The organism is Mycobacterium sp., assembly GCF_049647605.1.
GTDB lineage: Bacteria > Actinomycetota > Actinomycetes > Mycobacteriales > Mycobacteriaceae > Mycobacterium.
The window spans coordinates 39,609-65,762 of record NZ_JBARXZ010000024.1 but is presented as its reverse complement, the minus strand read 5'-3'; the positions used below and the strand labels follow the sequence as shown (position 1 = coordinate 65,762).

Sequence of the window (26,154 nt, the reverse complement as noted above, 5' to 3'; positions counted from 1 at the left end):
GGGGCGGCGCGCGCCGCACCTCGCTGTGTGCCCACTCTCAGTCCCGTTAGCCGGGACTCCCGTGTTTCGGTCTTGTCGTTTCTGTCTCGACAGCACCCCACAGTACCTTTGCGGAATGCCTGAACAGCTTCCCGCCGACCGGCTCCCGTTGGACCGACTCGCCAGTGCCCGGCTCTACCTGTGCACCGACGCCCGGCGGGAACGAGGTGACCTGGCCGAGTTTGTCGACGAGGCCCTGACCGGCGGCGTCGACATCGTTCAGCTGCGCGACAAGGGTTCGGCCGGTGAGCAGCGCTTCGGGCCGCTGGAGGCGCGCCACGAGTTGGCGGCCCTGGAGATCCTGGCCGACGCAGCGGCCCGCCACGGCGCCCTGCTGGCGGTCAACGACCGAGCCGACGTCGCCAGAGCTGCCACCGCCGACGTGCTGCACCTCGGCCAGGACGACCTTCCGTTGTTGGTCGCCCGCGACATCATCGGAGCGCGCCCTCTGATCGGCCGCTCCACCCACGACCGCGCGCAGGTCGACCGGGCCGCGATCGAAGAGATCGACTACTTCTGCGTGGGGCCGTGTTGGCCGACTCCGACCAAACCCGGCCGCACTGCCCCAGGCCTGGAGTTGGTGCGCTACACCGCAGAGTCCGGGATCGAACGCCCGTGGTTCGCCATCGGCGGAATCGACGAGCAACGGCTGCCCGACGTGCTGGCTGCCGGGGCCCGCCGGGCCGTGGTGGTCCGGGCCATCACCGCGGCCGACGACCCACAGGCCGCGGCTAGGCGTCTGGCGTCGGCTCTGCGGTCAGCGGGATAGAAGTGGTCACCTCGCGCAGCCGCGGCCAGCTGGCGGCGAACCCGGGGTGCAACGGCAACGAGCCCACCTCCTCCACCGCCACCCACCGCAGCTCGGAGCTTTCCCGGTTGGGCACGGTGTCGAGCATCGCGGCAGCGTCGGCGATCACGGTGGTGTAGGTCCAGCCCGGCACCTCGGCGGTCACCACACTGGCCCGGACCGTGAGTGCGTCGGCGGTCAGGCCCGCCTCTTCCTCGGCTTCGCGCACCGCCGCCTGTTCGGGTGTCTCGTGGCTGTCGCGGGCGCCGCCGGGCAAGGACCAGGTGCCGCCCTGATGGCTCCACGGCGCCCGATGCTGCAACAGCACCGCAGTGGTTCCGTCCGGATGCGGGGCGCGTAACAGCAGTCCCGCCGCGCCGTGCCGGCCCCAAAAATGTGTACCGGAGTCTGACACCACCCAGCCGTCGCCGTCACCTCGCACGCGCTAACCATATGCGGCACACCTCTCGTGTGTGCCACCTCGCCGATCTCGCCCCATCCGTCACAGAAATGCTCTTAGAATTCACTTATAGAGTTGGAACTGGTCCGGGCAAATGCAAGCGGGAAACGAGGTCCGCACAGGTGACGGTTGAGTTGGCGCATCCGTCGACCGAGCCTCTGGCATCGCGGTCGCCCGTCGAACCCGCCCATCCACGGTGGTGGTTCCTGTGGACCACGCCCGGACGCATCCTCGCCATCGGCGCCATCCTCGCGATGCTCGGGGTGATCAGCGCCTTCGCCACCTCGACGACCATCGACCAACGTCAGCAGCAGTTGACCAACGTGCTCGACCACACCGAGCCACTGGCATTCGCGGCCGGGCAGCTCTACACCACCCTGTCGGTGGCCGACGCCGCAGCGGCCACCGCATTCATCGCCGGCGCCGAACCCCGGCCGGTCCGACAACGCTACGAACAGGCCATCACCGACGCCGCAGTGGCGCTGACACAGGCCTCCAGCGGGCTGACCGACGAGCCCATGCAGGAGCTGCTCGGCAAGATCAACGCCGAACTGGCCGTCTACACCGGGCTCATCGAGACTGCCCGCACCAACAACCGGGCCGGCAACCCCGTCGGCTCGTCGTATCTGTCGGAGGCGTCCTCGCTGATGCAGGACACCATCCTGCCCAGCGCGCAGCGACTCTACGAGCAGACCTCCGCACGGGTGGACGACGAGACCACCGCCTCCACCCGCATCCCCGCCCCGGTGATCCTCACCGTCACCGCGACGATCCTCTTCGGGGCCTTTGCGCACCGCTGGCTGGCGCGGCGGACCCGGCGCCGGGTCAACATCGGGCTGATCGCCGGCGGCCTGGCGATCCTGATCATGGTGGTGTGGGTGGGCACCGCCCTGACCATTTCCACCGCCGGCAGCCGAAGCGCCAAGAACACCGCCGCCGAATCGCTCAAGACCATCACCACGCTGGCGATCACCGCCCAGCAGGCACGCGCCGACGAGACGTTGTCCCTGATCCGGCGCGGCGACGAAGACATCCGCAAACAGTCCTACTACCAGCGCATCGACACCATGCAACACCAGCTCGCCCAGTATCTCGAACGAGATGACGCCATCGACAAGTCCGACCTGACCAACGCCGACCAGTTGCTGACCAAATGGCGTTCCGCCGACGAGCGGATCAACGCCTACATCTCGGTGGGCAACTACCAGGCCGCGACACAGGTGGCACTGGGCACCGGCGAAGACGACTCAACGCCGGCGTTCGACAAGCTGGAAGCGGCCCTGGCCGGCGGGATCCGGGAGAGCCGCAACCAATTGCGCACCGATATCGCCACCGCACGCCGCGTGCTCTCCGGTGCCACCGTCGGCGGTGTCGTACTTTCGTTGGGGGCGGCAGTGGCCGTCGCTCTCGGCATCTGGCCCCGACTCAGTGAATACCGATGAGGAACAACTACCCGACCATGCGCACGACACAACGGCTGGCAGCCATTCTCGTCGCGGTGCTGCTGCTGGCGACCGGCTGCGCCCAATCGACGGCCCCGTCCTCAGCGCCCCTGCTGACCCTGCCGCCGCCGACGCCGGCGGGCATGGAAGAGATGGCCCCGGAACAACCCACCCCGCCCAACCCCGACGAAGAAGACTGCGACCGCACCGCCAGCCTGCGCCCGTTCCCCACCAGAGCCGAGGCCGACGACGCCGTCGCCAACATCCGTAACCGGGGCAGGCTGATCGTCGGACTCGACATCGGCAGCAATCTGTTCTCGTTCCGGGACCCGATCACCGGTGAGATCACCGGCTTCGACGTCGACATCGCCGGTGAAGTGGCCCGCGACATCTTCGGCACCCCGTCCCAGGTCGAGTACCGCATCCTGTCGTCGGCGGACCGGATGAGGGCGCTGGAGAACAACGACGTGGACATCGTGGTCAAGACCATGAGCATCACCTGCGAACGCCGCGAACTCGTCAACTTCTCCACCGTGTATCTGAATGCCTATCAACGGATTCTGGCGCCACGCGACTCTGCGATCACCCAGGCCTCCGATCTGTCCGGGAAGCGGGTGTGTGCTGCCAAGGGCACCACGTCACTGGACCGGATCCGCCAGATCACCCCGGCACCGATCATCGTGACCGTGGTGTCATGGGCCGACTGCCTGGTCGCCCTGCAGCAACGTCAGGTCGACGCAGTGTCCACCGATGACTCGATCCTGGCGGGTCTGGTCTCCCAAGATCCCTATCTGCACATCGTGGGTCCCAACATGAACCAAGAGCCGTACGGCATCGGGATCAACATGGACAACACCGGGCTGGTCCGCTTCGTCAACGGTACTCTGGAACGCATCCGTCGGGACGGTACGTGGAACACGTTGTACCGCAAGTGGTTGACGGTGCTCGGCCCGCCGCCGGCCCCACCGAGCGCCCGGTACGTGGATTAGGTGAGTCAGATGGATGACCCCCGCGAAGAGTCGAACGGCCAAGACGGCACCAACCAGCACAACAAACCCGAGAACGATCGAGCCGACGACTTCGAATCCAAGAACGGCGAAGCCGACACCGACGGCAACTACTACGACGACGACGGGCCCGCCACCCAGGCAGCCCAGATCGACCTCAGCGATGACGGCCCCGATGACTGGAGCCCCGACACCGGGACCGACAAGTCCGGAATCGAGTACGAAGGCCCGGGTACCCAACCCTCCGAAATTCTCTTCGACTCGGCATCGACGATGCGCCCGATGGCCACTCAGGCCGTGTTCCGGCCGGACTTCGACGATTCCGAGAGCACCTACGCCACCGGTGCCGGCACCGAACCGCAGGATCACACGGTCACCCTGACCCGGATGATCTCGCCGACCAGGCGACTCGGCGGTGGCCTGGTGGAGATCCCGCGGGTACCGGAGATCGACCCGCTCGCCGCCCTGATGTCGAATCCCGTTGTGGCGGAGTCGAAAAGGTTCTGCTGGAACTGCGGAAAACCCGTCGGCCGCTCCACCCCGGACGGCGCGGCCCTGTCCGAGGGCTGGTGCCCGCACTGCGGGAGCGCGTACTCGTTCCTTCCGCAGCTGGGACCAGGCGACATGGTCGCCGATCAGTACGAGATCAAGGGCTGTGTCGCCCACGGCGGTCTGGGCTGGGTGTATCTGGCCGTCGACCACAACGTGAACGAACGACCGGTGGTGCTCAAGGGCCTGGTGCACTCCGGCGATGCCGAGGCCCAGGCCATCGCGATGGCCGAGCGCCAGTTCCTGGCCGAGGTCGCCCACCCGTCGATCGTGAAGATCTTCAACTTCGTCGAACACCCAGACTCCCACGGTGAACCGGTCGGGTACATCGTGATGGAGTACGTCGGCGGCACCTCGCTCAAACAGAGCCGGGGCAAACAGCTGCCGGTGGCGCAGGCCATCGCCTACATGCTCGAGATCCTGCCCGCGCTGGGCTATCTGCACTCGATCGGGCTGTGCTACAACGACCTCAAGCCCGAGAACATCATGCTCACCGAAGAGCAACTCAAGCTGATCGACCTCGGTGCGGTATCGCGGATCAACTCGTTCGGCTACCTGTACGGCACACCGGGTTACCAGGCGCCGGAGATCGTCCGCACCGGCCCCACCGTCGCCTCCGACATCTACACGGTGGGGCGCACCTTGGCGGCCTTGACCCTGAACCTTCCCACCCGTAAAGGTCGCTACGTCGACGGGCTCCCCGAGGGGAATCCGGTGCTCAAGGAGTACGACAGCTTCGCGCGACTGTTGCGGCGGGCCATCGACCCCGACCCCCGCCGCCGGTTCACCGGTGCCGAGGAGATGTCAGGACAGCTCCTCGGTGTGCTCCGCGAGGTGGTGGCCCGAGACACCGGGATACCCCGCCCCGGTCTGTCCACGGTGTTCTCCCCGTCACGGTCGACATTCGGTGTCGAACTGCTGGTCGCGCACACCGACGTCTACCTCGACGGACAACCGCACTCGGAGAAGCTGACGGCCGCCGACATCGTGACGGCACTACCCGTACCGCTGGTGGACGCAGCCGACGTCGGCGCCAAAGTGCTCAGCGCAACAGTGCTGTCGCAGCCGGTACAGACGCTCGACTCGTTGCGCGCCGCGCGGCACGGCACCCTGGACTCCGACGAGATCGACCTGTCGGAATCCACCGAACTGCCGCTGATGGAGGTGCGCGCCCTCCTCGACCTCGGTGACGTCGCCAAGGCCACCCGCAAGCTCGACGACCTCGCCGAACGGGTGGGGTGGCGTTGGCGGCTGGTGTGGTTCCGCGCGGTGTCGGATCTGCTGACCGCCGACTACGACTCGGCCATCAAGCATTTCAACGAGGTGCTCGACACCCTCCCCGGCGAGCACGCCCCGAAGGTGGCCCTGGCCGCCACCGCCGAACTGGCCGGCGACACCGACGAATCGCAGTTCTACCGAACCGTGTGGAACACCGACAACGGGGTCATCTCAGCAGGTTTCGGCCTGGCACGCGCGCAGTCGGCCAACGGTCAGCGGGAAGCGGCGGTGCGCACCCTCGATCAAGTACCACCCACTTCGCGGCATTTCACCACCGCCCGGTTGACCAGTTCGGTGACGTTGCTGTCCGGCAGATCGAACAGCGAACTGACCGAACAGAACATCCGGGACGCCGCGCGACGGGTGGAGGCGCTGCCCGAAAGCGAACCCCGAGTGCTGCAGTTACGCGCATTGGTCCTCGGCACCGCGATGGACTGGATCGCCGACAACGAGGCGGGCACCAATCACATCCTGGGATTCCCCTTCACCCAGCACGGTCTTCAGCTCGGGGTCGAGGCGTCCCTGCGGGCACTGGCCCGGGTGGCGCCCACCCAGGCACACCGTTACGCGCTGGTCGACATGGCCAATACCGTGCGCCCGATGAGCACTTTCTGAGGCACCGTTGCCGTCAGAGCGCGGCGATACAGGCCCGGGCGATCGCAAGCTCCTCATTGGTGGGGATCACCAGTACCGCCGTCGGTGACCCCTCGGCGGAGATCAGCCGCGCGCCACGGGCCGGGCTGTCGTTGAGATGTTCGTCGAGTTCGATCCCCAGCGGCGCCAGCCCCGTCAGCGCGTCGCGGCGGACCGCAGCGTCGTTCTCCCCCACACCGGCGGTGAACGTCAACACATCGGTGGTGCCCAACAGCGCCAGATAGGCGCCAATGTACTTGCGCAGCCGGTGAATATAGACGTCGTAGGCCAACTGGGCATCGGAGTCGCCGGCTGCGATCTGCTTGTGCAACTCGCGGAAGTCGGTCTGTCCACCCAATCCCAGAACCCCGGAGCGGCGGTTGAGCATCTCTTCGATGTCCTCGACGCCGAGCTGCGCGGTCCGCCACAGGTACATGACGACGCCGGGGTCGATGTCACCGCTGCGGGTACCCATCACCAGCCCCTCCATCGGCGTCAGCCCCATCGAGGTGTCCACCGGACGCCCCCCGACGATGGCCGAAGCCGAGGCCCCGTTGCCCAGATGCAACACGATCTGGTTGAGGTTCTCCAACGGGGTGCCGAGGAACTCGGCGGCCTGTTCGCTGACATATTGATGTGATGTGCCGTGGAATCCGTAGCGGCGAATCCGGTACTCACGCGCGATGTCCCGGTCGATGGCGTAACTGGCGGCCGCGGCCGGTAGGTCATGGAAGAACGCGGTGTCGAAGACTGCGACGTGCGGCAGATCCGGCACGATCCGGCAGGCCACCTCGATCCCCAGAACCGCCGGCGGATTGTGCAGCGGCGCCAGCGGCGCCAATTCGGTGATGGTGGCCAGCAGCTTGTCGTCGACGATCGTGGGCTGATACAGCTCTTCGCCGCCGTGCACCACCCGGTGGCCCACCGCGACCAGACCTTGTTGTGACAGTTCGGCCCCGGCCTCATCGAACAGTTCGAAAACCGTGCGCAGCGCTGCCTCGTGGTCGGCGATTGCACTGTCCCGACGTAACTCCTGCTCACCGACAGTGAGTTGGGCCGTCGAGTTGTCGTCCCCGATCCGTTCGACGATGCCGTGAGCCAGCGATGCGCCGGTATCCGGCTGGATCAGCTGGAACTTGACCGAAGAGGAACCGGAGTTGAGCACCAGGACGGTGCGCTCGGTGCTCACCTCCCCTGCGCCTGAATCGCGGTGATGGCAACGGTGTTGACGATGTCGGACACCAACGCTCCTCGGGACAGGTCGTTGACCGGTTTGTTGAGACCTTGCAGCACCGGCCCGATGGCGATCGCACCCGCACTGCGCTGGACTGCTTTGTAGGTGTTGTTGCCGGTGTTGAGGTCGGGGAAGATCAGGACCGTCGCCCGGCCGGCAACCGGCGAATCCGGCATCTTGGTCACGGCCACCGACGGATCCACTGCCGCATCGTATTGAATCGGCCCCTCCACCAACAGTTCCGGGTCACGCTTGCGCACCAACTCGGTCGCCGATCTAACCTTGTCGACGTCGGCGCCGGTACCGGAGGTGCCCGTCGAGTACGACAGCATGGCCACTCGCGGGTCGATCCCGAACTGGGCCGCCGTGCGCGCCGAGCTGATGGCGATATCGGCAAGTTGTTCGGCCGACGGGTCGGGCACGATGGCGCAGTCGCCGTAAGCGAGCACCCGGTCCTCCAGACACATCAGGAAGATGCTCGACACGGTGGCCACATCCGGCATCGTCTTGATGATCTCGAGGGCCGGTCGCACAGTGTGCGCGGTGGTGTGACTGGCGCCGGAGACCATTCCGTCCACAAGGTTGTTGTGCACCAGCATCGTGCCGAAGTACGAGACGTCGTGGATGGTCTCGCGGGCTTGTTCGACAGTGACACCTTTTTTCTTGCGGATCTCGGCGTACTGCTGCGCGAACTCGTCGCAGTGCTTGCTGGTGCGCGGGTTCAGCACCCGAGCGGCTGCCAGGTCCACACCGAGTTCGGCGGCTCGGCCCCGCACCTCTGCTTCGTCGCCCAGGATCGTCAGCTCCACCACGCCACGGTCCAGCAACCGGCCGGCGGCTTTGAGGATGCGGTCGTCGTCGCCTTCGGGCAACACGATGCGCTTCCGGTCGGAACGGGCCCGTTCCAGCAACTGATACTCGAACATCTGCGGCGTGGTCACGGCGGGGATCTCGATCGCCAGCTGGTGCAGCAGGTCGGCGGTATCGACATGGCGATCCATCAGTTCCAGTGCCGTGTCGATCTTGCGGGCCGAGTTGACCGTGACCCGGCCCCGGGCCCCCGCCACCGCACTGGCGGTGGCGAAGGTGCCCAAATCGGTTGCGATGATCGGCAGCCGCAGGCGCAGCCCGTCGACCAGGGCAGCGATCGAGGTGTGCAGAGCCAGCCCTCCGTTGAGGATCACCCCCGACAGCGACGGGAACCCTTCGGCAGCGTGGGCGCTCATCACCGCGAGCACCACATCGGAACGGTCACCGGGAGTGATCACGGCGACCCCTTCGGTCAGTCGCTCGACAACATGCTCGGCCGTCATTCCGGCGACCAGGACATCGAGCACCTCGCGACCGAGGAGCTCCTCGTCACCCTTGATCAATGTCCCATTGACGGCATCGAGCAGGTCTTCGACCGACGGGGCGACCAGTAGCGGCTCTTCGGGTAACACATATGACTTCGGTTCGAACCGGCTCAGGGCGTCCGCGACGGCAGCCATCTCGGCTGGATCGCACCGGTTGGCCACCACCGCTGCGGCGTGAGCGTGCTGGATACGCAGTTCGCCCAGGCACAGCTCCACCACCTGAGCCACCTCGGCGGGAGTGCGTCCCTTGGCACGGACAGCGAGCACAACGGGAGCTCCCAGGTTGACCGCGATGCGGGCGTTGACGCTGAGCTCGCTGGGGCTGGCGACATCGGTGTAGTCGCTGCCGACGATGAGCACGGCATCACAGCGGTCCGCGACGTGATGGAACCGGTCGACGATCTTCGCGATCGCGGCATCGGGATCCTCGTGCAGTTCCTGATAGCCGACGCCCACGCAGTCCTCGTAGGACAGGCCTGCCGAGGTCTGGGCCAGCAGCAGTTCGAGGATGTAGTCGCGGTCTTCGCCCAGCCGGGTGATCGGGCGAAACACCCCGACCGTGGGCACCGTTGCTGTCAGACGGTTGAGGATGCCGAGCGCGATCGTCGACTTACCGGTGTCGCCCTCGGGTGAGGCGACGTAAATGCTGGACGCAATTCCGGGGCCTTGGCGCACGGCCTACACCCTTCCCCATCCGGGCAGCCCGATCCAGTACGCCGGGCGAATCGCCGAAAGCATCAAAATGTGATCGAGCTCACATGTCTTTGTATTTGTTTGCTGTAATCGCCTGGGATAGCCTTTTTGCCAGTTCGTAAATATCTTGGATCGAAACTGCGGCGGTGCTGAACCCACAGCATGTCGTCAGAAGTTCGCTCGCCAACCTATCCACAGGAACCGCTTATGCCCGAGATCGACGACGTTCCCCCGCAGGACATCGCAGACAGCCCGGACATGCCCGCCGAACCGTAAGACACGCCGCTTCATCGCCTCGCTGTGAAAAAGCCCAGCTCGGCAGCGCCAAGCAACAGCGGACGTCGCCAATACCGGCAGATCAACTCACGTCACACCACCGGTCGAGGTACCACTCCGCCAACGTGGAGCTCAGTCACCGCAACGTTCGAAATCGATGTCATATCGACATCCGGTTCCGCTTCGCTGGACCACTGACGCCTCAGCCAATCGCGTATTGTGTGCCTTTGCCACGGCCGACCGTGGCTTATATACAGAACAGAGAAAAAGTCGATCGATATGCCCATATACAGTGCACGTTCAGCCGTAGCCGACACAGCCAGCGCAAACCTAGGTCACTCGCCGAACATTGCTGTGGCCTCCGCCACGCGGATCAACCCGGAACTGTGGGCACGAATCTGGTTTGTGCTGTTCGCCGGGTCGCTGGCGTATGTCGTGCAGCTCAGCGAAGTCGGTCGCAGCGCCGTCGCCGGCTCACAGTCGGTATACCTGGTCGTCGCCCCGGTGTTGGCGGGCCTGGTCGCCGCCGGCTACAGCCGGGTGCCGCGCGGCGTCACCGACGCCGAATCCGACTGGATCGGCGCTGTCCTGTTGTGTGTGGCGGGATTTGCCGCAATCTGGCTGGTGCAAGACCGCCTGCCGACCATGGCCGCACTGTGGCACCTCGACAACGTCGGCTTGCTGATCTGGGTCGCCGCATGTGGCATGGTCGTGTTCTCCGCGCGCCACGTGCTGCGGATGTGGCAGGTCTGGCTGCCTGGTTTGGTCCTCGCACCCGTGATGCCCTTCATGCTGATGACCTCGGCCGTCGGCGGTTCGGACACCGCCATCGCGCTGGTCTCGACCATGATCGCCACCCTTGCCGTGTACCTGGCGGCACGTTTCGTGTCGGTGCGGGTACGGCTGCTGGCCGCGACGGCCAACCTGGTGCTGTCCACCGGTTCGGTGCTGCTGCTCTCTGACCTGAGCCTCTACCTGCGCGTCATCGTGGGCTCCGCAGTCATCCCGCTGCTCGTGGTGCTGACGCTGCATCGCCTGACGTCGGGATCGCGCGCCGCGGCGGCAGCCACCGAACCCTCCATCGGGGTGACGTTGCCGAAGACCCAAGCCCGGTCGTACGCGGTGGTGCTGGTCGCCGCGATCGGCATGCTCTGCCTGCACCTGCCGTTCCAGCGGCCCGCTCCGGTGGAAGAGGTGCGCAGCGACTGGATCACCGCCTCGGCACTGGATTCGATCGCCGACTACCCCTTCATCACCAACTTCCTCGGGCCGGACGCCACCCTGACCCGGTATCGCGCGCCCGGTGGGGCCGGAGAGTTCCAGACCGTGGTCGACGTCATGACCTCGCCCGATCTGGCACGGCTGCAGGACTTCTCCAATGCGGTGTGGTACCCGTCGACCGCGCCGGTGAACTACACCCCGTACCTCGCCGAACCGGATGCTCCCGCGGGCATCAAGGTTGCGCACACCGATGCCGACACTGCGACCACCCACGACGTGGCGAACTGGAATGCGGTCACCTGGACGTGGCGCAGCGGTGCCGAATACCAGCGGGTCACGGTCATCACCAGCCAGTCCAGAGATCTCACGCCACCGGAGCCCAGAGCGCTGAACCTGTACAACAGCCTGGTGGAGCCCGCACTGTGGCTCGCCCGCCAGCAACCGTCGGAGACCGGCGTGGTGGATCCGATCGTCGAAGCCAGCACAAAAGTTGTTGTGCATCGAGTCCTCAATGCAGGTGAACCGATGATGTCGGGTGATCTCACTCCATGAGGAGTGATACACACCTGCCGCAGCTTCCACACCACCTGTCTGCACGATCCGTTCTGAGTCGACTCTCGATTCTGCGCGTCGTCTTGGTCTTTGCCGCGGTGGTGGCGGTGTTTGCAGCGGTTCCCTCCGACACGGTTGCCGCCCTCACAACGGTGATCGCAATCTGTTATCTCGCGATCTCGCTGGACCGAAACTGGTTACTGGTACGCGGTTTCCGATCCCCGTCACTGATCCAGATCAGTGACGAGGAAGCACTCGCCGTGCCCGACGACGAGCTGCCCTTCTACACGGTGCTGGTGCCCGTCTTCGGCGAGCCGACGATCATGGACTATCTGAACGCCGGGGTCGGCCGCCTGGACTATCCCGTGGACAAACTCGAAGTGTTGCTGCTGATCGAGGAGGACGACCTCCCCACCCAGCAGGCAGTCGTCGACATGTCGCTGCCGGCTGTCCGGGTGGTGCTGGTGCCGCCGAGCCTGCCCCGAACCAAGCCCAAGGCGTGTAACTACGGGATGTCGGTCGCCGACCCGCGCAGCGAGATGATGACCATCTACGACGCCGAGGACATCCCAGAACCACTGCAACTGCGGCGGGCAGTGGTCGCCATGCGGCAGGCGCCGTCCGATGTGGCCTGCGCGCAATGCCGTCTCGGCTACTTCAACGAAAAGCAGAACCTGCTGACCCGATGGTTTGCCCTCGAATATGACCAGTGGTTCGGTGTGGTCCTACCCGCAGTACAGGACGCCCGATGCGTCGTTCCGCTCGGCGGCACCTCCAACCACATCCCCACCGCGGTGTGGCGGGAAGTCGGTGGCTGGGACGAATTCAACGTCACCGAGGACGCCGATCTCGGGGTGCGCCTCGCCCGGTACGGCTACCGCACCATCATCCTCGATTCGGTCACCCTCGAGGAAGCCAACTCCGACGTCATCAACTGGGTCCGACAGCGATCCCGTTGGTACAAGGGCTATCTGCAGACGATGCTGGTCCATCTGCGGCACCCACTACAGCTGCGCCGCGAGATCGGGACAAAGGCGATCCTGCGACTCATCACGATGACCGGCGCCGTTCCGCTGGGCAACGCCTTCAATCTGTTGTTCTGGTTTGCATTGCTGTGCTGGGTCGCCGGCCGGCCGCCGCTGATCACCTTCCTGTTCCCGCCGACCACCTACTACCTGTGCCTGCTGCTGTTCATCGTGGTCGCGCCGATGGCGGTTTTTGTCGGCCTGGTGGTCAGTCACGCCCAAGGCAAGCCCTACCTGTGGTGGGCCGCGTTGCTGGTCCCGTTCTACTGGGTCCTGCAAGCCGTCGCCGCCATCAAAGCCATCTACCAGCTGGTGTTCCGTCCCTTCTTCTGGGAGAAGACGGTCCACGGCCTGGCCTCGAATCATTTTGTCCCGACTCATCAAAGCTCGAGCCCCGCAACACCCGCCATCCCCGACGGAGACCAAAAACCGTGAAACCAATCGTGCGTCGATCGAGCTCACTGCTCGCTGCGCTGGCACTGACAACCAGCCTGACGCTTCCCCACCTACCCGCTGCCTACGCGGCGCCCGGCACCTCCCCGGCGATCGGCTGGACCCAACTCGGCCTGTCCAATCAGCTCGAATTGGTCGGAGCCAACCAGGCCTACGATGTGTCGCTACCTGTGCCCCAGGAAGTCACCCCGGCACGGCTGACCGGCCAGATCGGCTCGGTGGTCAACACCGCCGGCCGGATCGACATCGTGGACAGCCGCGGCATCGTGATCGCCAACGTCCCGATTCCCGCGGACCTCCAGACGGCACCGTTCAATGTGGACATCTCCAAGGCCGAGGTGGTCAACGGTGTGGCCCGCCTGAGTTTCCGGATCCGGGACTACAACAACGCGCGGGTGGACAGTTGTGTCCAGGCCGCCGCCGTCACCCTGGGACAGCTGGCCGCAACATATTCCGGCGAGTCACCCGACCCGGCAACGATCGCCGACTTCCTGCCCGGCTATCTCGATCGGGTGACCGTCCACGTCGGCCCCGAACCCAGCCTCGATCAGCAGCAAGCGGCCCTGGACCTGGTGGCCAAGCTGACCCAGCTGTACCGGCCGATGCCGGTCCGCATCGACATCGACACCTCGGCGGCACCGCCGTCCAACGGCACGGGATCCGAACGCACGATCGTGATCCGGGAAACCGATACTCCCGGTCTGACGGTGGAGCGCCCCGGCACCCGGGATGCGGTGCTGGTGGTCTCCGGTACCGGACCCGAACTGCAGCAGCAGGTGGAACTGTTCGCCGACCGCCGCTTCGGGCTGGCGCAAACCCCGTCGGCAGCAGTGCTCACCGCCACCGAGCAGCGGGCGCAGCTGACCAACATCAAGACCTTCGAGCAGCTCGGAATGACGGGCCAGACCTCAGTTCTGGGGGCCGCGACGATGTACGCCGGCTTCGATGTCAGCGCCTTCGGCGTCGGATCGATCACCGAGGCCATAGTGCATCTCAAGGCCCGTTACACGCCGGTGGTCGGCGGTGAGGCGACCGTGGTGATCCGGTCCGGATCCGCGGTCCTGGCAACCCAGAAACTCGACGAGTCCGGCGTCCTGGACATCACCGGGACCATCCCGGCCGAATCGATCACCACCAATGTCGGAATGGCGATCGAACTCCGCTACGTGCCCCGGCAGGAGTGCGCGCCGCTGAACGACCGCATCACGTTCACCCTCGATCCACAGTCGACGGTCACCGTCACCCCCGGCAACCGCAACCGCGGCGGATTCCCGGCGCTGCCCATGGCTTTCAATCCCGACTTCGAGGTGGTGGTGGACGATCCCAGCCATCTCGATTTCGCCGCACAGGCGATCAACCTGATGGGTCAGCAGAGCACCGTTGCCCTACAACCGCGGGTGACCTCCTTCGATGAGGCCGCCCAGTCCGGTATCGGCTTGCTCGCGGTCTCGGCCGGGCCTCGGCTCACCGAAGCCGGCATGAATCCACCGATGACCCCGACCTCGGAAAATGAAGTGGATGTCCAGGGGAGCCCGGAGACCAACGTCGACCTGGGTGGCGCTGTCGGCGTGGTGCAGGCGTTCACCCACAACAACCGCACCGTGCTCGCCGTCTCGGGCACCGGTGACTGGTCCCTGGTCAATGACAGCTTCAACCACATCCGTGGCCTCCCCGGCCGATGGGCCTCACTCACCGGCGACGTGGTGGCCACCGGCCCCGCAGGCGATTCGATGAACCTCACCGTCCGAGAAGGCGGTGCAATGGTCAACGAGTATCCCGGTGACGGCTGGAAATGGTGGGCGTGGGTGTCGCTGTCCCTCGGAGCCGCCGCGGTCCTGGGTGCAGTGGCCTGGGTGATCGTGCGCCGGCGTGCTGCCCGCTGACCTGCTCACCGCACCGGCCCCGGTGCCACGGACACCCGTCGTCGCCACGGCGCCCAAACCCTGGGTGCCGCGGCGACGCTGGGGGCTGGCGCTCTTCTTCTCGCTGACCTGCTTCTACTTCGCGGTCGGCGCAGTACTGGTGTTGCGGTACAACATGTTCGACCCGGACGCCCCGAGCCGGGTGGCCAACGCCGGCTACGTCGTGATGAGCAGGCATCCGCACCTGTCGGCGATCGGCTTCGTCTGGAACCCGCTACCCAGCCTGGTGCAGATTCCGGTGCTGCAGCTCAGCCATTGGTGGCCCGAACTCAAGACCTACGGCCTGGCAGCAGTGGTGCAGAGCGCCCTGTTCATGGCCGCGGCCGCGCTGATGGTCCGGCGTATCGCGCTGGACCGGGGTGTCGGTACCGGGTGGCGGTGGCTCGCCGTCGGAGTCTTCGCCCTGCAACCGATGATCATCGTCTACGGCGCCTCCGGGATGAGTGAAGCCGCCCAGGCCTTCTTCCTGATCTGGTGTGTCCGCCACCTGATGCAGTGGCTGCAGTATGACCGGGTCGGCGATCTGGCTTGGGCTGGAATCGCTTTGGGACTGGGATATCTCACTCGGTACGAGGTGATCCCGGCAGCCTGCGGCGCCACCGTCCTGGTCGCCTTCGTCGCGTTCCGGCGTGCCCGGCGGGCACACGCCGACTCGACATTGGCCTCGACGCTGAACCCGACGATGCTGGCGATGCTCATCCTGCTGTTCCCGCTGGCATCGGTGTTCGTGATCTGGGCGATGAGCGGGTGGGTGGTCTCCGGTGAGCTGTTCGCCACACTGTCCTCGCAGTACGGCAACGAAAGTCAGGTCACCGCAGCGATGGACCGCGGTGGTCCGTTGGTTCAGGCTGCCTCAGATGACTGGGTGGTGATCTCGGCGCGGCTACTGGGCATGCAACCGCTGGCCCTGTTGACCGTCGCGGGCGCAGTGGCGCTTGCGGTGTTGCGCAAGAACATCGTTGCCATGGCTCCGGTGGCAGTGTTCGGCACCGTCCTGGTGTTCTCAGCCTGGAGTCAGTTCACCTCGATGACCTTCGGCTGGTTCCGGTTCTACCTGCTGGCCATTCCGTTGGTGGTCTGTGTCGCCCTGGCACTGTGGGAGCCCAACGGGGGAACCCGACCGACGCGCTGGCGCGCCGACACCACCTTGAGCCGCATCGGCGCCGTCATCTTGTCGGCGTCCCTGCTGATCGGCGTGCCGGTCACCGCCGTGGCCGCGACCGATCCCCGAATCGGTAACCAGCAATTGCAGTTCGGGTTCCGGTCACTGTTCTATCCGCAGCAGTACCCTCCGGAAGAGGAGTGGTATCGACGGCTGATGGTCAACGACCGCACCCTGGCCGACTACTTCGACCGCCGAAACCTGCCAGAGGGATCGGTGCTGATGGACACCTTCAACACCTGGGGTGTCTGGCTGGCCTCCGACAATCCCAAGCAATTTGTCATCACCAGCGACTACGACTTCAACGCGGTGATGAACCGGCCCTGGGACTTCGGCATCCGCTACATCGTCGCGAGCAACCCCCACATCAGCAGCGCCGACGCACTCAACGTGCGCTACCCGACGCTGTGGGATGACGGTGCCGGCATGGGCAGACTGGAACTCTCGATCTACGGCGCCACCGGCGACGAGAGACTCCGGGTGTACCGCTTCACCGGCAAGCCGGCGGAGCGGCAACCCGCAGCCGGCGGCGGCTAGGTGTACTGACCACGGACGTTAGGTACGGCGTGGCGTGGTGACATGAAGAAGACCTCCGAGTGGAGTGCGAGCTGTCTAGGAACGCTCACCGATCTCGGAGGTCTTCGTGTCCCACCGTAATGCCCCCTTGTCTGAAACCGGACGCCTGCGTCTGGCTCGTTGTGTGGTCGAGGACGGCTGGTCGCTTCGGCGAGCTGCCGAACGGTTCCAGGTCGCCGTGACCACCGCGGCACGCTGGGCCGGGCGCTACCGCGAATTGGGCGAGGCCGGGATGGTCGACCGCAGCTCACGGCCCCATCGCAGCCCGAACCGAACGCCCACGCGCACTGAGCGCCGCATCATCAAGGTGCGCGTCCTCCGTCGCTGGGGACCTGCGCGCATTGCCTACCTACTGGGCCTCAACGTCTCCACTGTCCACCGCGTCCTGACCCGCTACGGTCTGGCCAAGCTGCGCTGGCTCGACCGTGCGACCGGGCGCATCATCCGACGGATTAGGACCACTGCCTGCGGCGAGCTGGTCCATGTCGATATCAAGAAGCTCGGCAAGATCCCCGCCGGCGGCGGATGGCGGATGCTGGGCCGCACCCAAGGCAACCACAACTCCAGGGCCGATAAGAGTTCAGGACGTCGCGGCAGGCACGGCGATCCGCTGCGAGGGCATCACTTCTTGCACTCGGCCATCGATGCGCACTCCCGGCTGGTCTACAGCGAGATCCTGGCCGACGAACGCAAAGACACCGCTTCGGACTTCTGGATTCGGGCCAACGCCTGGTTCACTGACCGCGGCATCATCGTACGAAAAGTGTTGACCGACAACGGTTCCTGCTATAGATCGTTTGCCTTCCGCGACGCGCTCGACGGTATCGAGCATCGCCGAACCAGGCCCTACCGTCCCCAGACCAACGGCAAGATCGAGCGGTTCCACCGCACCCTGGCCGACGAATGGGCCTACGCGCGGCTCTACACCAGCGACGCCGAACGCTGCGCCGAGTACCCGATCTGGCTGCACACCTACAATCACCACCGCGGCCACACCGCACTCGGAGGCAAAACACCCGCTAGCTGTGTACCTAACCTCTCAAGTCAGTACAGCTAGGCCAGCTTCCGCAACCGGGGTTCCAGATCCCGCTGGAACAGCTCCAGGAAGCGTCGCTGATCGTGGCCTGGGGCATGGAACACCAGGTGGTTCAAGCCCCAGTCCACGTAGTCCTTGACCTTGGCGACGGCCTCGTCCGGATCCGAGGCGACGATCCAGCGCTTGGCCACCTGCTCGATGGGCAGCGCATCGGCGGCCTTCTCCATCTCGATCGGATCGTCGATGGAGTGCTTCTGCTCGGCGGTCAGCGACAACGGTGCCCAGAACCGGGTGTTCTCCAGCGCCAGTTCCGGATCGGTGTCGTAGGAGATCTTGATCTCGATCATCCGGTCCACGTCTTGCGGGTTCTTGCCCGCAGCCTCGGCACCCTCGCGCATCGCCGGGATCAGCTTGTCCTGGTAGAGCTCTGCCCCCTTGCCGGAGGTGCAGATGAAACCGTCGCCGGCACGGCCGGCGTACTTGGCCACCTGTGGCCCGCCCGCGGCGATGTAAATCGGGATACCGCCCTCGGGCACGTCGTAGATGGAGGCGCCCTTGGTCTTGTAGTAGTCGCCGTCGAAGTCGACACGGTCGCCAAGCCACAGCTCACGCATCAAGCGGACCGACTCACGCAGGCGCGCGTAGCGCTCCTTGAACTCCGGCCACTCCCCCTCATAACCGGTGGCGATCTCATTGAGCGCCTCGCCGGTGCCCACCCCGAGGAAGATCCGGTCCGGGTACAGACACCCCATGGTCGCAAACGCCTGGGCGATCACCGCCGGGTTGTAACGGAACGTCGGCGTCAACACCGACGTCCCCAAAATCAGTCTCTCGGTGCGCTCCCCGACCGCCGTCATCCACGCCAGCGAGAACGGTGCATGTCCACCTTCATGACGCCACGGCTGAAAATGATCACTGACCGTCGCACTGTCCATCCCGTGTGCCTCGGCCGCGACCGCCAGTTCCACCAACTCACGTGGTGCAAATTGCTCCGCCGACGCCTTGTACCCAAGTCTCAGTTCAGCCACAACTCTTTTGTACTCCCCACCATGGCGCAGGTCACCACCGCCCGCGCCAAACCTCGGTTTCGTCCTCGCACCCGCATCGCCGCCCGGCTCTAGACCCACCCACGCCGGCTCTCCTCCCCGGGCACTCGTCCCTCGCACCCGCATCGTCGCCCGGCTCTAGACTCTCCAAGCATGGCAACCGCCGCCTTCGATCTCCTTCCGGTGACCGACAGTGTGCATCTCGCCCGGACCCCACTGGTGAACTGGACACTTGTCGTCGACAGCACCGGCCTCATCCTGGTCGACGCCGGGTTTCCCGGACAGCGCGCCGAGGTGCTGGCCTCGATCCGGCAATTGGGTTATGGCGCCGAAGACGTGCGCGCAGTTCTGTTGACGCACGCACATATCGATCATCTCGGTACCGCGATCGAGCTGGCCGACGAATACGGCACGCCGGTGTACTGCCACGCAGGTGAAGTCGGCCACGCGAGACGCGATTATCTGGAGCAGGCCTCCCCGCTGGATGTCGCCAGGCACGCCTGGCAGCCACGATGGCTGCGGTGGTCCTGGGACATCATCGGCAAGGGCGCGTTTGTCCACGACGGGATCCCGGCTACGCAGGCACTCACCGAAGAAGTTGCGGCGGGGCTGCCCGGTCATCCGATCCCGATACCGACTCCAGGACACACCGGCGGACACTGTTCCTATCTGGTCGACGGGGTGCTGCTCAGCGGGGATGCGCTGGTAACCGGACACCCGACGTCTGCGCGGCGCGGACCACAGTTGCTACACAAGGTGTTCAACCACGACCAAACCGACTGCGTGCGTAGCCTGGCCGCGCTCGCCACGCTGGAGACCGACGTCCTGGTCCCCGGTCACGGCGACATCTGGCGGGGACCGATCGGCGAGATGACACAACAGGCGATGCCCCAGGTCTGACCGGGTCAGCCGGTCAGACCCCATTGCCTGGCGATCAGCTCGTGGCTTCGCAGCCGGTCCTGATGGTCGTGCGCCACCGAGGTGATCACCAGTTCGTCTGCACCGGTGACGCGTTGCAGCGCCGCCAACCGTGCCGCAACCTCCGCAGCGTCACCGACGAACTGAGTGGCGGTGCGGTCGGCGACGATCGCCTGCTGCTGGTCCGTCAGTGGTGCGACGGTGTCCGGGTCCGGATACGGCACTGCCGCACCACTGTCGCGGATGGCGTAGACCCAGTGCCCGTAACTCGACGCCAGCCGGCGCGCCGTGGCGCCGTCATCGGCGGCCAACACATCCGCGGACACCACCACATACGGCGACGACAGCCGTTCCGATGGACAGAACGCAGTGCGGTAGCTACTGATCGCGTCCAGGGCGGAAGCCGGCGTGATGTGGTAGCTGGCCACGAACGGCAGCCCTAACCGCCCGGCGACCTGAGCGCTCTGCCCGGCGCTGCTGCCGAACACCCATGGGGTCAGCGAGCTGCGGTCGCCGGGAACCGCGTGCACGGGCAAGCCTGCGGTGCTGAACGTTCCGTCGAACATCGCGACGATATCGCGCACCTGGTCGGCGAAGTCGGGGACCACCGCACCGGGCTGCAACAACGACGTAGTCACCCGGAGGCGCTCGCTGCCCATCAGCACGCTCACATCGAAGGGTGCCGGCACCACCACACCGTCGATCTCCCGCCACTGCGGCTGGTTCTCCGGATCGTGCGGCGCCCGGCGGCGCGCCTCGGCCCGCCGCTGACCCGAGCGGCCGACGCCGAGGTCGATACGGCCCGGATAGAAGGCCTCGAGCATGCCGAAGCTCTCGACCACCGCCGAGGCAGTGGTGAAACCCAGTTGAACTGCCGCGGCGCCGACCGCGATGGTGGTGGTCGCGGCCGCGATCTGACCGATCAGCACCGCGGGCGACGAGCTGGCCACGGCGGCGAAGTGATGCTCGGCGACCCAATAGCGCGAGAAGCCCCACTCCTCGGCCCGCCGGGCCAGGTCCACGGTGTTGCGCAGCGCGGTCGGCACATCCGAGCCCGCGCTGACCGGCGCCAGATCGAGCACCGCGAGCGGGACAGCCCCCGTCGTGGTGCGCGGCAGTCGGACACTCATCGCGGCAATTTTGCGGTCATCACTCCAGGATCCAACGTCGGATCGGGTTGCGCATTCCTGACCTGGACTTTTGCTCGCCGTGAGCAAAAATCCGCGGTGGTCGCCGCGCCCAGCCGCCCTTGTCGACCAAAACTTGACAGGTGTAAAGTTTTCGCTCATGGACAACATCAGCGGCAAGACGATCGTGATCACCGGCGCCGCCCGCGGCATCGGCCTGGCCACCGCGAAGGCACTCCTGGCGCGGGGCGCTCGAGTTGTCATCGGCGACCGCGACGTCGCCGTGCTCGACAGGGCGGTCACCGACCTCAACCGCCGAGGACAGATCAGCGGCTACCCCGTCGACGTCACCGACCGCGAGTCGTTCAAGACCTTCCTCGACAAGGCCCGCGCCGACGGCGGTGGCCACATCGACGTCCTCGTCAACAACGCGGGCGTGATGCCCATCGGGCCGTTCCTGGACGCCTCCGAACAGGCCATCCGCACCTCGATAGAGGTCAACTTCTACGGGGTGCTGACCGGCAGCCAACTGGTCCTGCCCGAGATGGTCAAGCGCCGCCGGGGCCACGTTGTCAACATCGCGTCACTGGCCGGTGTTGTCGCCGTCCCCGGACAAGCTGTCTACGCCGGCACCAAGTTCGCCGTCGTCGGCCTGACCACCGCCCTGGCGGACGAATTTGCACCCCAGGGCGTCAACGTCAGCGTCGTGATGCCCACCTTCACCAACACCGAACTCATCTCCGGCACAAAAGGAACGGGTGCACAAAAACCGGTGCAGCCCGAGGAGATCGCCGCGGGGGTCATCAAGGTGTTGGACCACCCCGACATCACCCATCTCTCGGTACCGGGTCCCCTGCGCTACGTCGGTATCTTGACCGCGCTGCTCTCACCCCGGACCCGGCGCTGGCTCACCAAGAAGCTCGGCAACGACACGGTTTTCCTGAACTTCGACGCCGGAGCGCGGGCAACCTATGACCAGCGAGCACAAACCGCCGTCGGTGTCGTCGACAACAACAACAGCTGAGTCGCCGAACCTGCACCGCCTCAGGTCATTCCGCCACGGCGCAGGATGCTGGCGAGTTCCTCCCTCGATGACGCTCCGACCCGCTGGCAGGCTCGGTAGATGTGCCCCTCCACCGTGCGCACCGAGCTGACCAACCGATCGGCGATCTGCCGGTTGGACAGCCCGGCCGCCACCATCTCCGCGATTTCACGCTGTCGGCCGGTCAACGGCGTCGGTGTCACCGGGGTCCGGGTAGCCGGGGTGGACAGGCCACCACAGTCCTGCGCCAGTTGTTGGGCGATCGCGGCCGCGAACAAACCTCGACTGCGCAGCTGCGCACCGGTCAGCGTGACGGCAGCCTGGGCGGCAGCGTCGGCGGCCGTTGCCCGGTCCCCCAGCGCCTGATACGCCGCCGACGCCGCCAGCAGACCTTCACCGTCGCGGCCCTCCAGCGATTCCGCGTGCAGCGCAACGGCATCGGCCAACGGCAGGTTCAGCCGGTCGGCCAGCTTCCTGGTGCGGCAGACAACTTCACCCAGCTCTTCGGTGGCACCCCACTGGATCGCGGCCTGCAGGCAGGCCAGCTCATGCGTCGGCTGCCCCCGCTCGGCCGCCATGTCCGCCTCGGCAAGAACGGTGCCGATCGCTGCTGTCAGGGACCCGGCGGCAGCCAAGGCCCAGCCGGTGGCCAACGCGAAACCCGTTTGCATGAACAAGAACTCCGGCCTGACCGCCCGCCGCGCCTGAGCCAGCATATCTGCCGCAGCGGCGGGCTCCCCGAGTTTGGCATGGGTCTCGGCCAGGGCAAACGTGCATGCGGGTCGCAATCCGGTGGTGACACCGTGGCGCTCGACGCCGGCCAGCGCCTCGTGGAGCAGCCGCTCGGCCGACCGCAGCTCACCGCGCATCAACTCGGCGTGGCCCATCAGGAACGCCAGGTTCGCATAAGCCAGCGACGGCATCTCCTTGGCCAAGCCATACAGGTGCTCGGCTGCTCGGTGACACGCGTCGATCGCGCCGGTGAGCCGGCACGCCCGCGCGTACACACCCCCGAACCAGAACCGCAGATGCGACGTCTCGTAGGACTGCGCCGCCCGGTCCAGCGCGGCGCGGGCCACCGGAGTGATGTCCTCGGCATGGCCCAACGCGCCACACGCCATCACCAGCGCCACCGAGGCCATCATCGCGTTGAGATCGGACAGCAGGCCAGAATCCAGCGCTTCCCGCGCCTTGGCGTCGGCATCCACACACCGCGCGAACACTGCGTCCACACAAGCCTCCACCGCCAGGCGAGCCGCCCGCTCGGTGGGCGTCTCGCCGTTGCGGGCCAGCGCCGCGAGGCCGCCCGCGGCGTCGGCGGGGCTGCCGAGCATCCACACCTGGTTTGCGGCGCGCAGCGTCGCCCAGCGATAGCGATCACCGCGCTCAGCTGCAGCGAGCCCAACCAGATGGGCTTCGGCTTCCGCTCCGCTGCCTGCCAGGAATCTGTTGACGGCCAACAGCTTTGCCGCCTCCTCTGATTCCGGTCCGGCTGCCTCGGCCAGGCGCTGCGCCAGATCCAGGTCCAGCAGGCGCATCGCGTGCCGGGCCGCGGCCAAGTAGAGCTCCCCGTCCCGGGGCAGATCCGACTCCAACGCCAGCAACGCCCGGCGGACCGTCCGCTGCGGGTCGTCGTCGGCATACTCGGACATCCGAGTGGCCAGTGCACCACGCAATTTCGACAGGTACATCTCGCCGGCGCCGGCTCGCCGCAACTCGCCGAACAGTGGGTGAGCCAATCGAGCGATCAGGCTGTCGCTGGTGCGCTCGACCGTGATCAGATGCAGCTGTTCCGCGGTTTCCAACTGCTCCAGCCCAACAAGATCTGCAAGCAGTTCGACGTCGAGTGGTTCACACTGCGACAGAAAGTCGACCACCAGGGCAAGACCTGCGGGCAGTTGGCCCAATTGGCTTCCGACAAGATCGCTCATGCTCTGCGACACCGCGACCCCGCCGTCCCAGCTCCACACCCCGGCCACCTGTCGAAGATTGCCCGCCGCCACCTGATCCTTGACCAGCTGCCGCAGGAACAAGGCATTGCCGCCGGTGAGTCTCCAGAATCGGTGTGCGCTAAGGGAATCGACAGGCCCGGACAAAACCGACTCCACCATCGAGCGGGTGTCCTCGGATGACAACGGCTCCAGATCGAACCGCGCCAACAGCCCGTCCTTCCACAGAGCCTTGATGGCATCGGGCGCTTCGGCCCCGGTGCGGACGGTGACAATCAGACGGGCCTCGCCACTTTGGGCCAACTGGTGCACCACATGGGCCGAGAACCCGTCGAGCAGATGAGCGTCGTCGACACCGATGAGAACCCGGCCCCGACGTTGGCTGGCGACAAGCGAATTGATGACCCGACGGACGCTGGGGGCCGCCTCGGCGGCCGTGTCGCCCAGGGTGATACTGAAGGCACCCAACGGTATCGGGCGCGCCGACGCGGTACCGACGACCCAGTTGGTCCGTACCCCGGAAGCGGTGGCCAACAACAGTTGTTCACGCGCCAGCCGCGTCTTGCCGACACCCGCAGCGCCAGCGATCACCACACCGGCGTAGTTCCCCACCCCGCTCAGTACACGGCGCATCTCGGCCAGTTCAGCGTCCCGCCCGGTCAGCGCGTCACCGCTGATCACGGGCCCAGCATAGACCCGGGAAATCCGATCTGGACCGGATCGGGAGAAGCTAGCGCAGCGCCTGCTCCAGGTCGGAGATCAGGTCGTCGGTACCCTCCAGCCCCACCGAGATGCGCACCACGCCGTCACCGAGCCCGATGGCCGCGCGGCCCTCCGGTCCCATCGCCCGGTGAGTAGTGGTCGCCGGATGCGTGATCAACGACTTGGCATCACCGAGGTTGTTGGAAATGTCGATGATCTGCAACCGGTCGAGCACCTCGAACGCGCGCTCCTTGGTGCCGCCCTCCAGCTCGAAGGTGACCACGGTGCCACCGCCGGACATCTGGCGTTTGGCCAGATCGTGTTGAGGATGCGAGTCCAGGAACGGGTACCGGACCCAGCACACCCGGGAGTGACCCTCGAGGAACTCCGCGATCCGGTGCGCCGAGGTGTTGCTGTAGCCGACACGCACCCCCAAAGTCTCCAGCCCCTTGAGCAGGGTCCAAGCATTGAAGGCGCTCAGCGCCGGACCGGTGTGGCGCATCAGCTTCTGCACCGGACCGTCGATGTATTCCTGGTCTCCCAGGATCGCACCGCCGAGCACCCGGCCCTGGCCGTCGATGTGTTTGGTACCGGAGTACACCACCACATCGGCACCCAGCGTCATCCCCTGCTGCAGCAACGGAGTGGCAAAAACGTTGTCCAGCACCACTTTTGCACCAGCAGCGTGCGCCATCTCGCTGACCGCGGCAATGTCGACCAGCGACTGCATGGGATTGGACGGGGTTTCGAAGAACACCGCCTGGGTGGGTGTCGACAGGGCCTGCTCCCACTGCGAGAGGTCTTCACCGTCGACGAACACCGTCTCCACACCCCACCGCGGCAGGATCTCGCTGCACACCACAAAACACGAGCCGAACAAGCTCCGCGCGGCCACCAGCCGGTCACCGGCACCCAACAACGCGCCCAGGGCAGTGAACACCGCCGCCATACCGGTGGCCGTCGCAAACGCCGCCGGGGCACCTTCGATGAGGCGCAACCGCTCCTCGAACATCGAAATGGTGGGGTTGCCGTAACGGGAGTAGACGTAGCGGTCGATCTCCCCGGTGAATGCCTTCTCCGCCTCGGCCGCCGAACCGTAGACGTACCCCGAGGTCAGGTACATCGCCTCGGCGGTCTCCTCGAATCCCGATCGCAGCAGGCCACCGCGCACCCCGATGGTGGCCTGGCTGACACCGTCGGGCAGCGGAGCCGGGATCCGGACGCTGGGCACCTGGGTCATGACTGCACCCACGGCAGACCGATGGCTCGCCATCCGCTGCCGCCGCGATGCCCGTTGCCGTCGAGATGGCCTTCGAAACCGTCGAGTACGTTGTACGACGGCCCGATACCCACCGCGGTGGCGGCCTCTGCGGCACCGATCGAACGGTTGCCGGAGCGGCACAGGAAGATCACCGGGCGCTCACCGGGAGCCAGCCCCGCGGCGGTCAGGTCAGCGGCGAAGTGCTCATTGCGGGTGCCGTCGACCCGGTTCCATTCGATCAGGATCGCCTGCCGCCCGAGTTCGGACAGGTCGGGTACACCCACGAATTTCCATTCGGCGTCGGTGCGACAGTCGACGAGGACAGCGTCGGGATTGTCGCTCAATATCTTCCACGCCTCTTCGGGAGTGATGTCGCCTGCATAGCTCACGAAGGCGAGTTTTCCACACC

General features: G+C 66.1%; 19 protein-coding genes. 11 read left to right on the top strand and 8 right to left on the bottom strand.

From position 1 onward, the window contains the following. Positions 1 to 115: 115 nt before the first annotated feature. Positions 116 to 808: a thiamine phosphate synthase gene (gene thiE, locus WBB07_RS03335; RefSeq protein WP_526304731.1), complete on the top strand. Its 693-nt coding sequence runs from the start codon at positions 116 to 118 to the stop codon at positions 806 to 808. On the opposite strand, the gene WBB07_RS03330 is transcribed toward thiE, so the two are convergent. After that, positions 771 to 1,268: an NUDIX hydrolase gene (locus tag WBB07_RS03330; protein ID WP_526304729.1), complete on the bottom strand. Its 498-nt coding sequence runs from the start codon at positions 1,266 to 1,268 to the stop codon at positions 771 to 773. The genes thiE and WBB07_RS03330 overlap by 38 nt on opposite strands. A 140-nt stretch (positions 1,269 to 1,408) precedes the next feature. Here WBB07_RS03330 and glnX point away from each other — a divergent pair, with 140 nt between their 5' ends. From glnX to WBB07_RS03315, 3 genes are read left to right on the top strand one after another with little or no spacing between them, the layout of a single operon-like run. Next, positions 1,409 to 2,728 carry a protein kinase G-activating protein GlnX gene (gene glnX / locus WBB07_RS03325; RefSeq protein ID WP_526304727.1) on the top strand — a complete coding sequence of 440 codons (1,320 nt, stop codon included), beginning with the start codon at positions 1,409 to 1,411 and terminating at the stop codon, positions 2,726 to 2,728. Between the two features lie 17 nt (positions 2,729 to 2,745). Beyond that, the gene (locus WBB07_RS03320; protein WP_526304725.1) at positions 2,746 to 3,717 is read left to right on the top strand and encodes a glutamate ABC transporter substrate-binding protein; all 972 of its coding nucleotides are present in this window, start codon (positions 2,746 to 2,748) and stop codon (positions 3,715 to 3,717) included. A gap of 9 nt (positions 3,718 to 3,726) precedes the next feature. Beyond that, positions 3,727 to 6,177, top strand: a complete 2,451-nt coding sequence (locus WBB07_RS03315) for a tetratricopeptide repeat protein (RefSeq protein ID WP_526304723.1) — start codon at positions 3,727 to 3,729, stop codon at positions 6,175 to 6,177. A 13-nt stretch (positions 6,178 to 6,190) separates the two neighbouring features. Here the strand turns inward: WBB07_RS03315 and WBB07_RS03310 are convergent, their stop codons facing one another. Continuing rightward, positions 6,191 to 7,384, bottom strand: coding sequence for an acetate/propionate family kinase (locus WBB07_RS03310; protein ID WP_526304721.1), 1,194 nt, complete (start codon positions 7,382 to 7,384; stop codon positions 6,191 to 6,193). Then, positions 7,381 to 9,441: a phosphate acetyltransferase gene (pta, locus tag WBB07_RS03305; RefSeq protein ID WP_526304745.1), complete on the bottom strand. Its 2,061-nt coding sequence runs from the start codon at positions 9,439 to 9,441 to the stop codon at positions 7,381 to 7,383. The genes WBB07_RS03310 and pta overlap by 4 nt, the downstream gene beginning before the upstream one ends. A gap of 666 nt (positions 9,442 to 10,107) precedes the next feature. Here pta and WBB07_RS03300 point away from each other — a divergent pair. From WBB07_RS03300 to WBB07_RS03280, 5 genes are all read left to right on the top strand, one after another. Then, positions 10,108 to 11,526 (top strand): hypothetical protein, encoded by a 1,419-nt coding sequence (locus WBB07_RS03300; RefSeq protein ID WP_526304719.1) that lies wholly within the window; start codon positions 10,108 to 10,110, stop codon positions 11,524 to 11,526. Beyond that, positions 11,523 to 12,986: a glycosyltransferase family 2 protein gene (locus WBB07_RS03295; RefSeq protein ID WP_526304717.1), complete on the top strand. Its 1,464-nt coding sequence runs from the start codon at positions 11,523 to 11,525 to the stop codon at positions 12,984 to 12,986. Before WBB07_RS03300 ends, WBB07_RS03295 begins: the two co-directional genes overlap by 4 nt. Then, entirely contained in the window at positions 12,983 to 14,887 is a 1,905-nt protein-coding gene (locus WBB07_RS03290) for a hypothetical protein (protein ID WP_526304715.1), read from the top strand. The genes WBB07_RS03295 and WBB07_RS03290 overlap by 4 nt, the downstream gene beginning before the upstream one ends. Then, on the top strand, positions 14,874 to 16,625 hold the full coding sequence (locus tag WBB07_RS03285; protein WP_526304713.1) for a hypothetical protein: 1,752 nt from the start codon (positions 14,874 to 14,876) through the stop codon (positions 16,623 to 16,625). The genes WBB07_RS03290 and WBB07_RS03285 overlap by 14 nt, the downstream gene beginning before the upstream one ends. 106 nt (positions 16,626 to 16,731) lie before the next feature. After that, the gene (locus WBB07_RS03280) at positions 16,732 to 17,721 is read left to right on the top strand and encodes an IS481 family transposase (protein ID WP_526304711.1); all 990 of its coding nucleotides are present in this window, start codon (positions 16,732 to 16,734) and stop codon (positions 17,719 to 17,721) included. Here WBB07_RS03280 and fgd read toward each other — a convergent pair. After that, on the bottom strand, positions 17,718 to 18,728 hold the full coding sequence (fgd, locus tag WBB07_RS03275) for a glucose-6-phosphate dehydrogenase (coenzyme-F420) (protein ID WP_526304709.1): 1,011 nt from the start codon (positions 18,726 to 18,728) through the stop codon (positions 17,718 to 17,720). The two genes, WBB07_RS03280 and fgd, sit on opposite strands and share 4 nt — an antisense overlap. Positions 18,729 to 18,899: 171 nt before the next feature. On the opposite strand from fgd, the gene WBB07_RS03270 reads away from it, so the two are divergent. Further along, positions 18,900 to 19,646: an MBL fold metallo-hydrolase gene (locus tag WBB07_RS03270; protein WP_526304707.1), complete on the top strand. Its 747-nt coding sequence runs from the start codon at positions 18,900 to 18,902 to the stop codon at positions 19,644 to 19,646. A 5-nt stretch (positions 19,647 to 19,651) separates the two neighbouring features. On the opposite strand, the gene WBB07_RS03265 is transcribed toward WBB07_RS03270, so the two are convergent. After that, positions 19,652 to 20,794 carry an LLM class flavin-dependent oxidoreductase gene (locus WBB07_RS03265; protein ID WP_526304705.1) on the bottom strand — a complete coding sequence of 381 codons (1,143 nt, stop codon included), beginning with the start codon at positions 20,792 to 20,794 and terminating at the stop codon, positions 19,652 to 19,654. Positions 20,795 to 20,951: 157 nt separating this feature from the next. Between WBB07_RS03265 and WBB07_RS03260 the strand changes: the two genes are divergently transcribed. After that, on the top strand, positions 20,952 to 21,815 hold the full coding sequence (locus WBB07_RS03260) for an SDR family NAD(P)-dependent oxidoreductase (RefSeq protein WP_526304703.1): 864 nt from the start codon (positions 20,952 to 20,954) through the stop codon (positions 21,813 to 21,815). Positions 21,816 to 21,835: 20 nt separating this feature from the next. On the opposite strand, the gene WBB07_RS03255 is transcribed toward WBB07_RS03260, so the two are convergent. The 3 genes from WBB07_RS03255 to WBB07_RS03245 are packed head-to-tail and all read right to left on the bottom strand — an operon-like array spanning position 21,836 to position 26,134. Further along, positions 21,836 to 24,463 carry a helix-turn-helix transcriptional regulator gene (locus WBB07_RS03255; RefSeq protein ID WP_526304701.1) on the bottom strand — a complete coding sequence of 876 codons (2,628 nt, stop codon included), beginning with the start codon at positions 24,461 to 24,463 and terminating at the stop codon, positions 21,836 to 21,838. 49 nt (positions 24,464 to 24,512) lie between these two features. Continuing rightward, the gene (locus WBB07_RS03250; RefSeq protein WP_526304699.1) at positions 24,513 to 25,724 is read right to left on the bottom strand and encodes an O-succinylhomoserine sulfhydrylase; all 1,212 of its coding nucleotides are present in this window, start codon (positions 25,722 to 25,724) and stop codon (positions 24,513 to 24,515) included. Continuing rightward, entirely contained in the window at positions 25,721 to 26,134 is a 414-nt protein-coding gene (locus tag WBB07_RS03245) for a rhodanese-like domain-containing protein (RefSeq protein WP_526304697.1), read from the bottom strand. Before WBB07_RS03245 ends, WBB07_RS03250 begins: the two co-directional genes overlap by 4 nt. Positions 26,135 to 26,154: the final 20 nt, after the last annotated feature.

Bases quoted from the DNA above. Each gene is read 5' to 3' on its own strand.
- thiE (WP_526304731.1), top strand. From the start codon at position 116: ATGCCTGAACAGCTTCCCGCCGACCGGCTCCCGTTGGACCGACTCGCC.
- WBB07_RS03320 (WP_526304725.1), top strand. From the start codon at position 2,746: ATGCGCACGACACAACGGCTGGCAGCCATTCTCGTCGCGGTGCTGCTG.
- WBB07_RS03315 (WP_526304723.1), top strand. From the start codon at position 3,727: ATGGATGACCCCCGCGAAGAGTCGAACGGCCAAGACGGCACCAACCAG.
- WBB07_RS03295 (WP_526304717.1), top strand. From the start codon at position 11,523: ATGAGGAGTGATACACACCTGCCGCAGCTTCCACACCACCTGTCTGCA.
- WBB07_RS03270 (WP_526304707.1), top strand. From the start codon at position 18,900: ATGGCAACCGCCGCCTTCGATCTCCTTCCGGTGACCGACAGTGTGCAT.
- WBB07_RS03265 (WP_526304705.1), bottom strand. From the start codon at position 20,794: ATGAGTGTCCGACTGCCGCGCACCACGACGGGGGCTGTCCCGCTCGCG.
- WBB07_RS03260 (WP_526304703.1), top strand. From the start codon at position 20,952: ATGGACAACATCAGCGGCAAGACGATCGTGATCACCGGCGCCGCCCGC.
- WBB07_RS03250 (WP_526304699.1), bottom strand. From the start codon at position 25,724: ATGACCCAGGTGCCCAGCGTCCGGATCCCGGCTCCGCTGCCCGACGGT.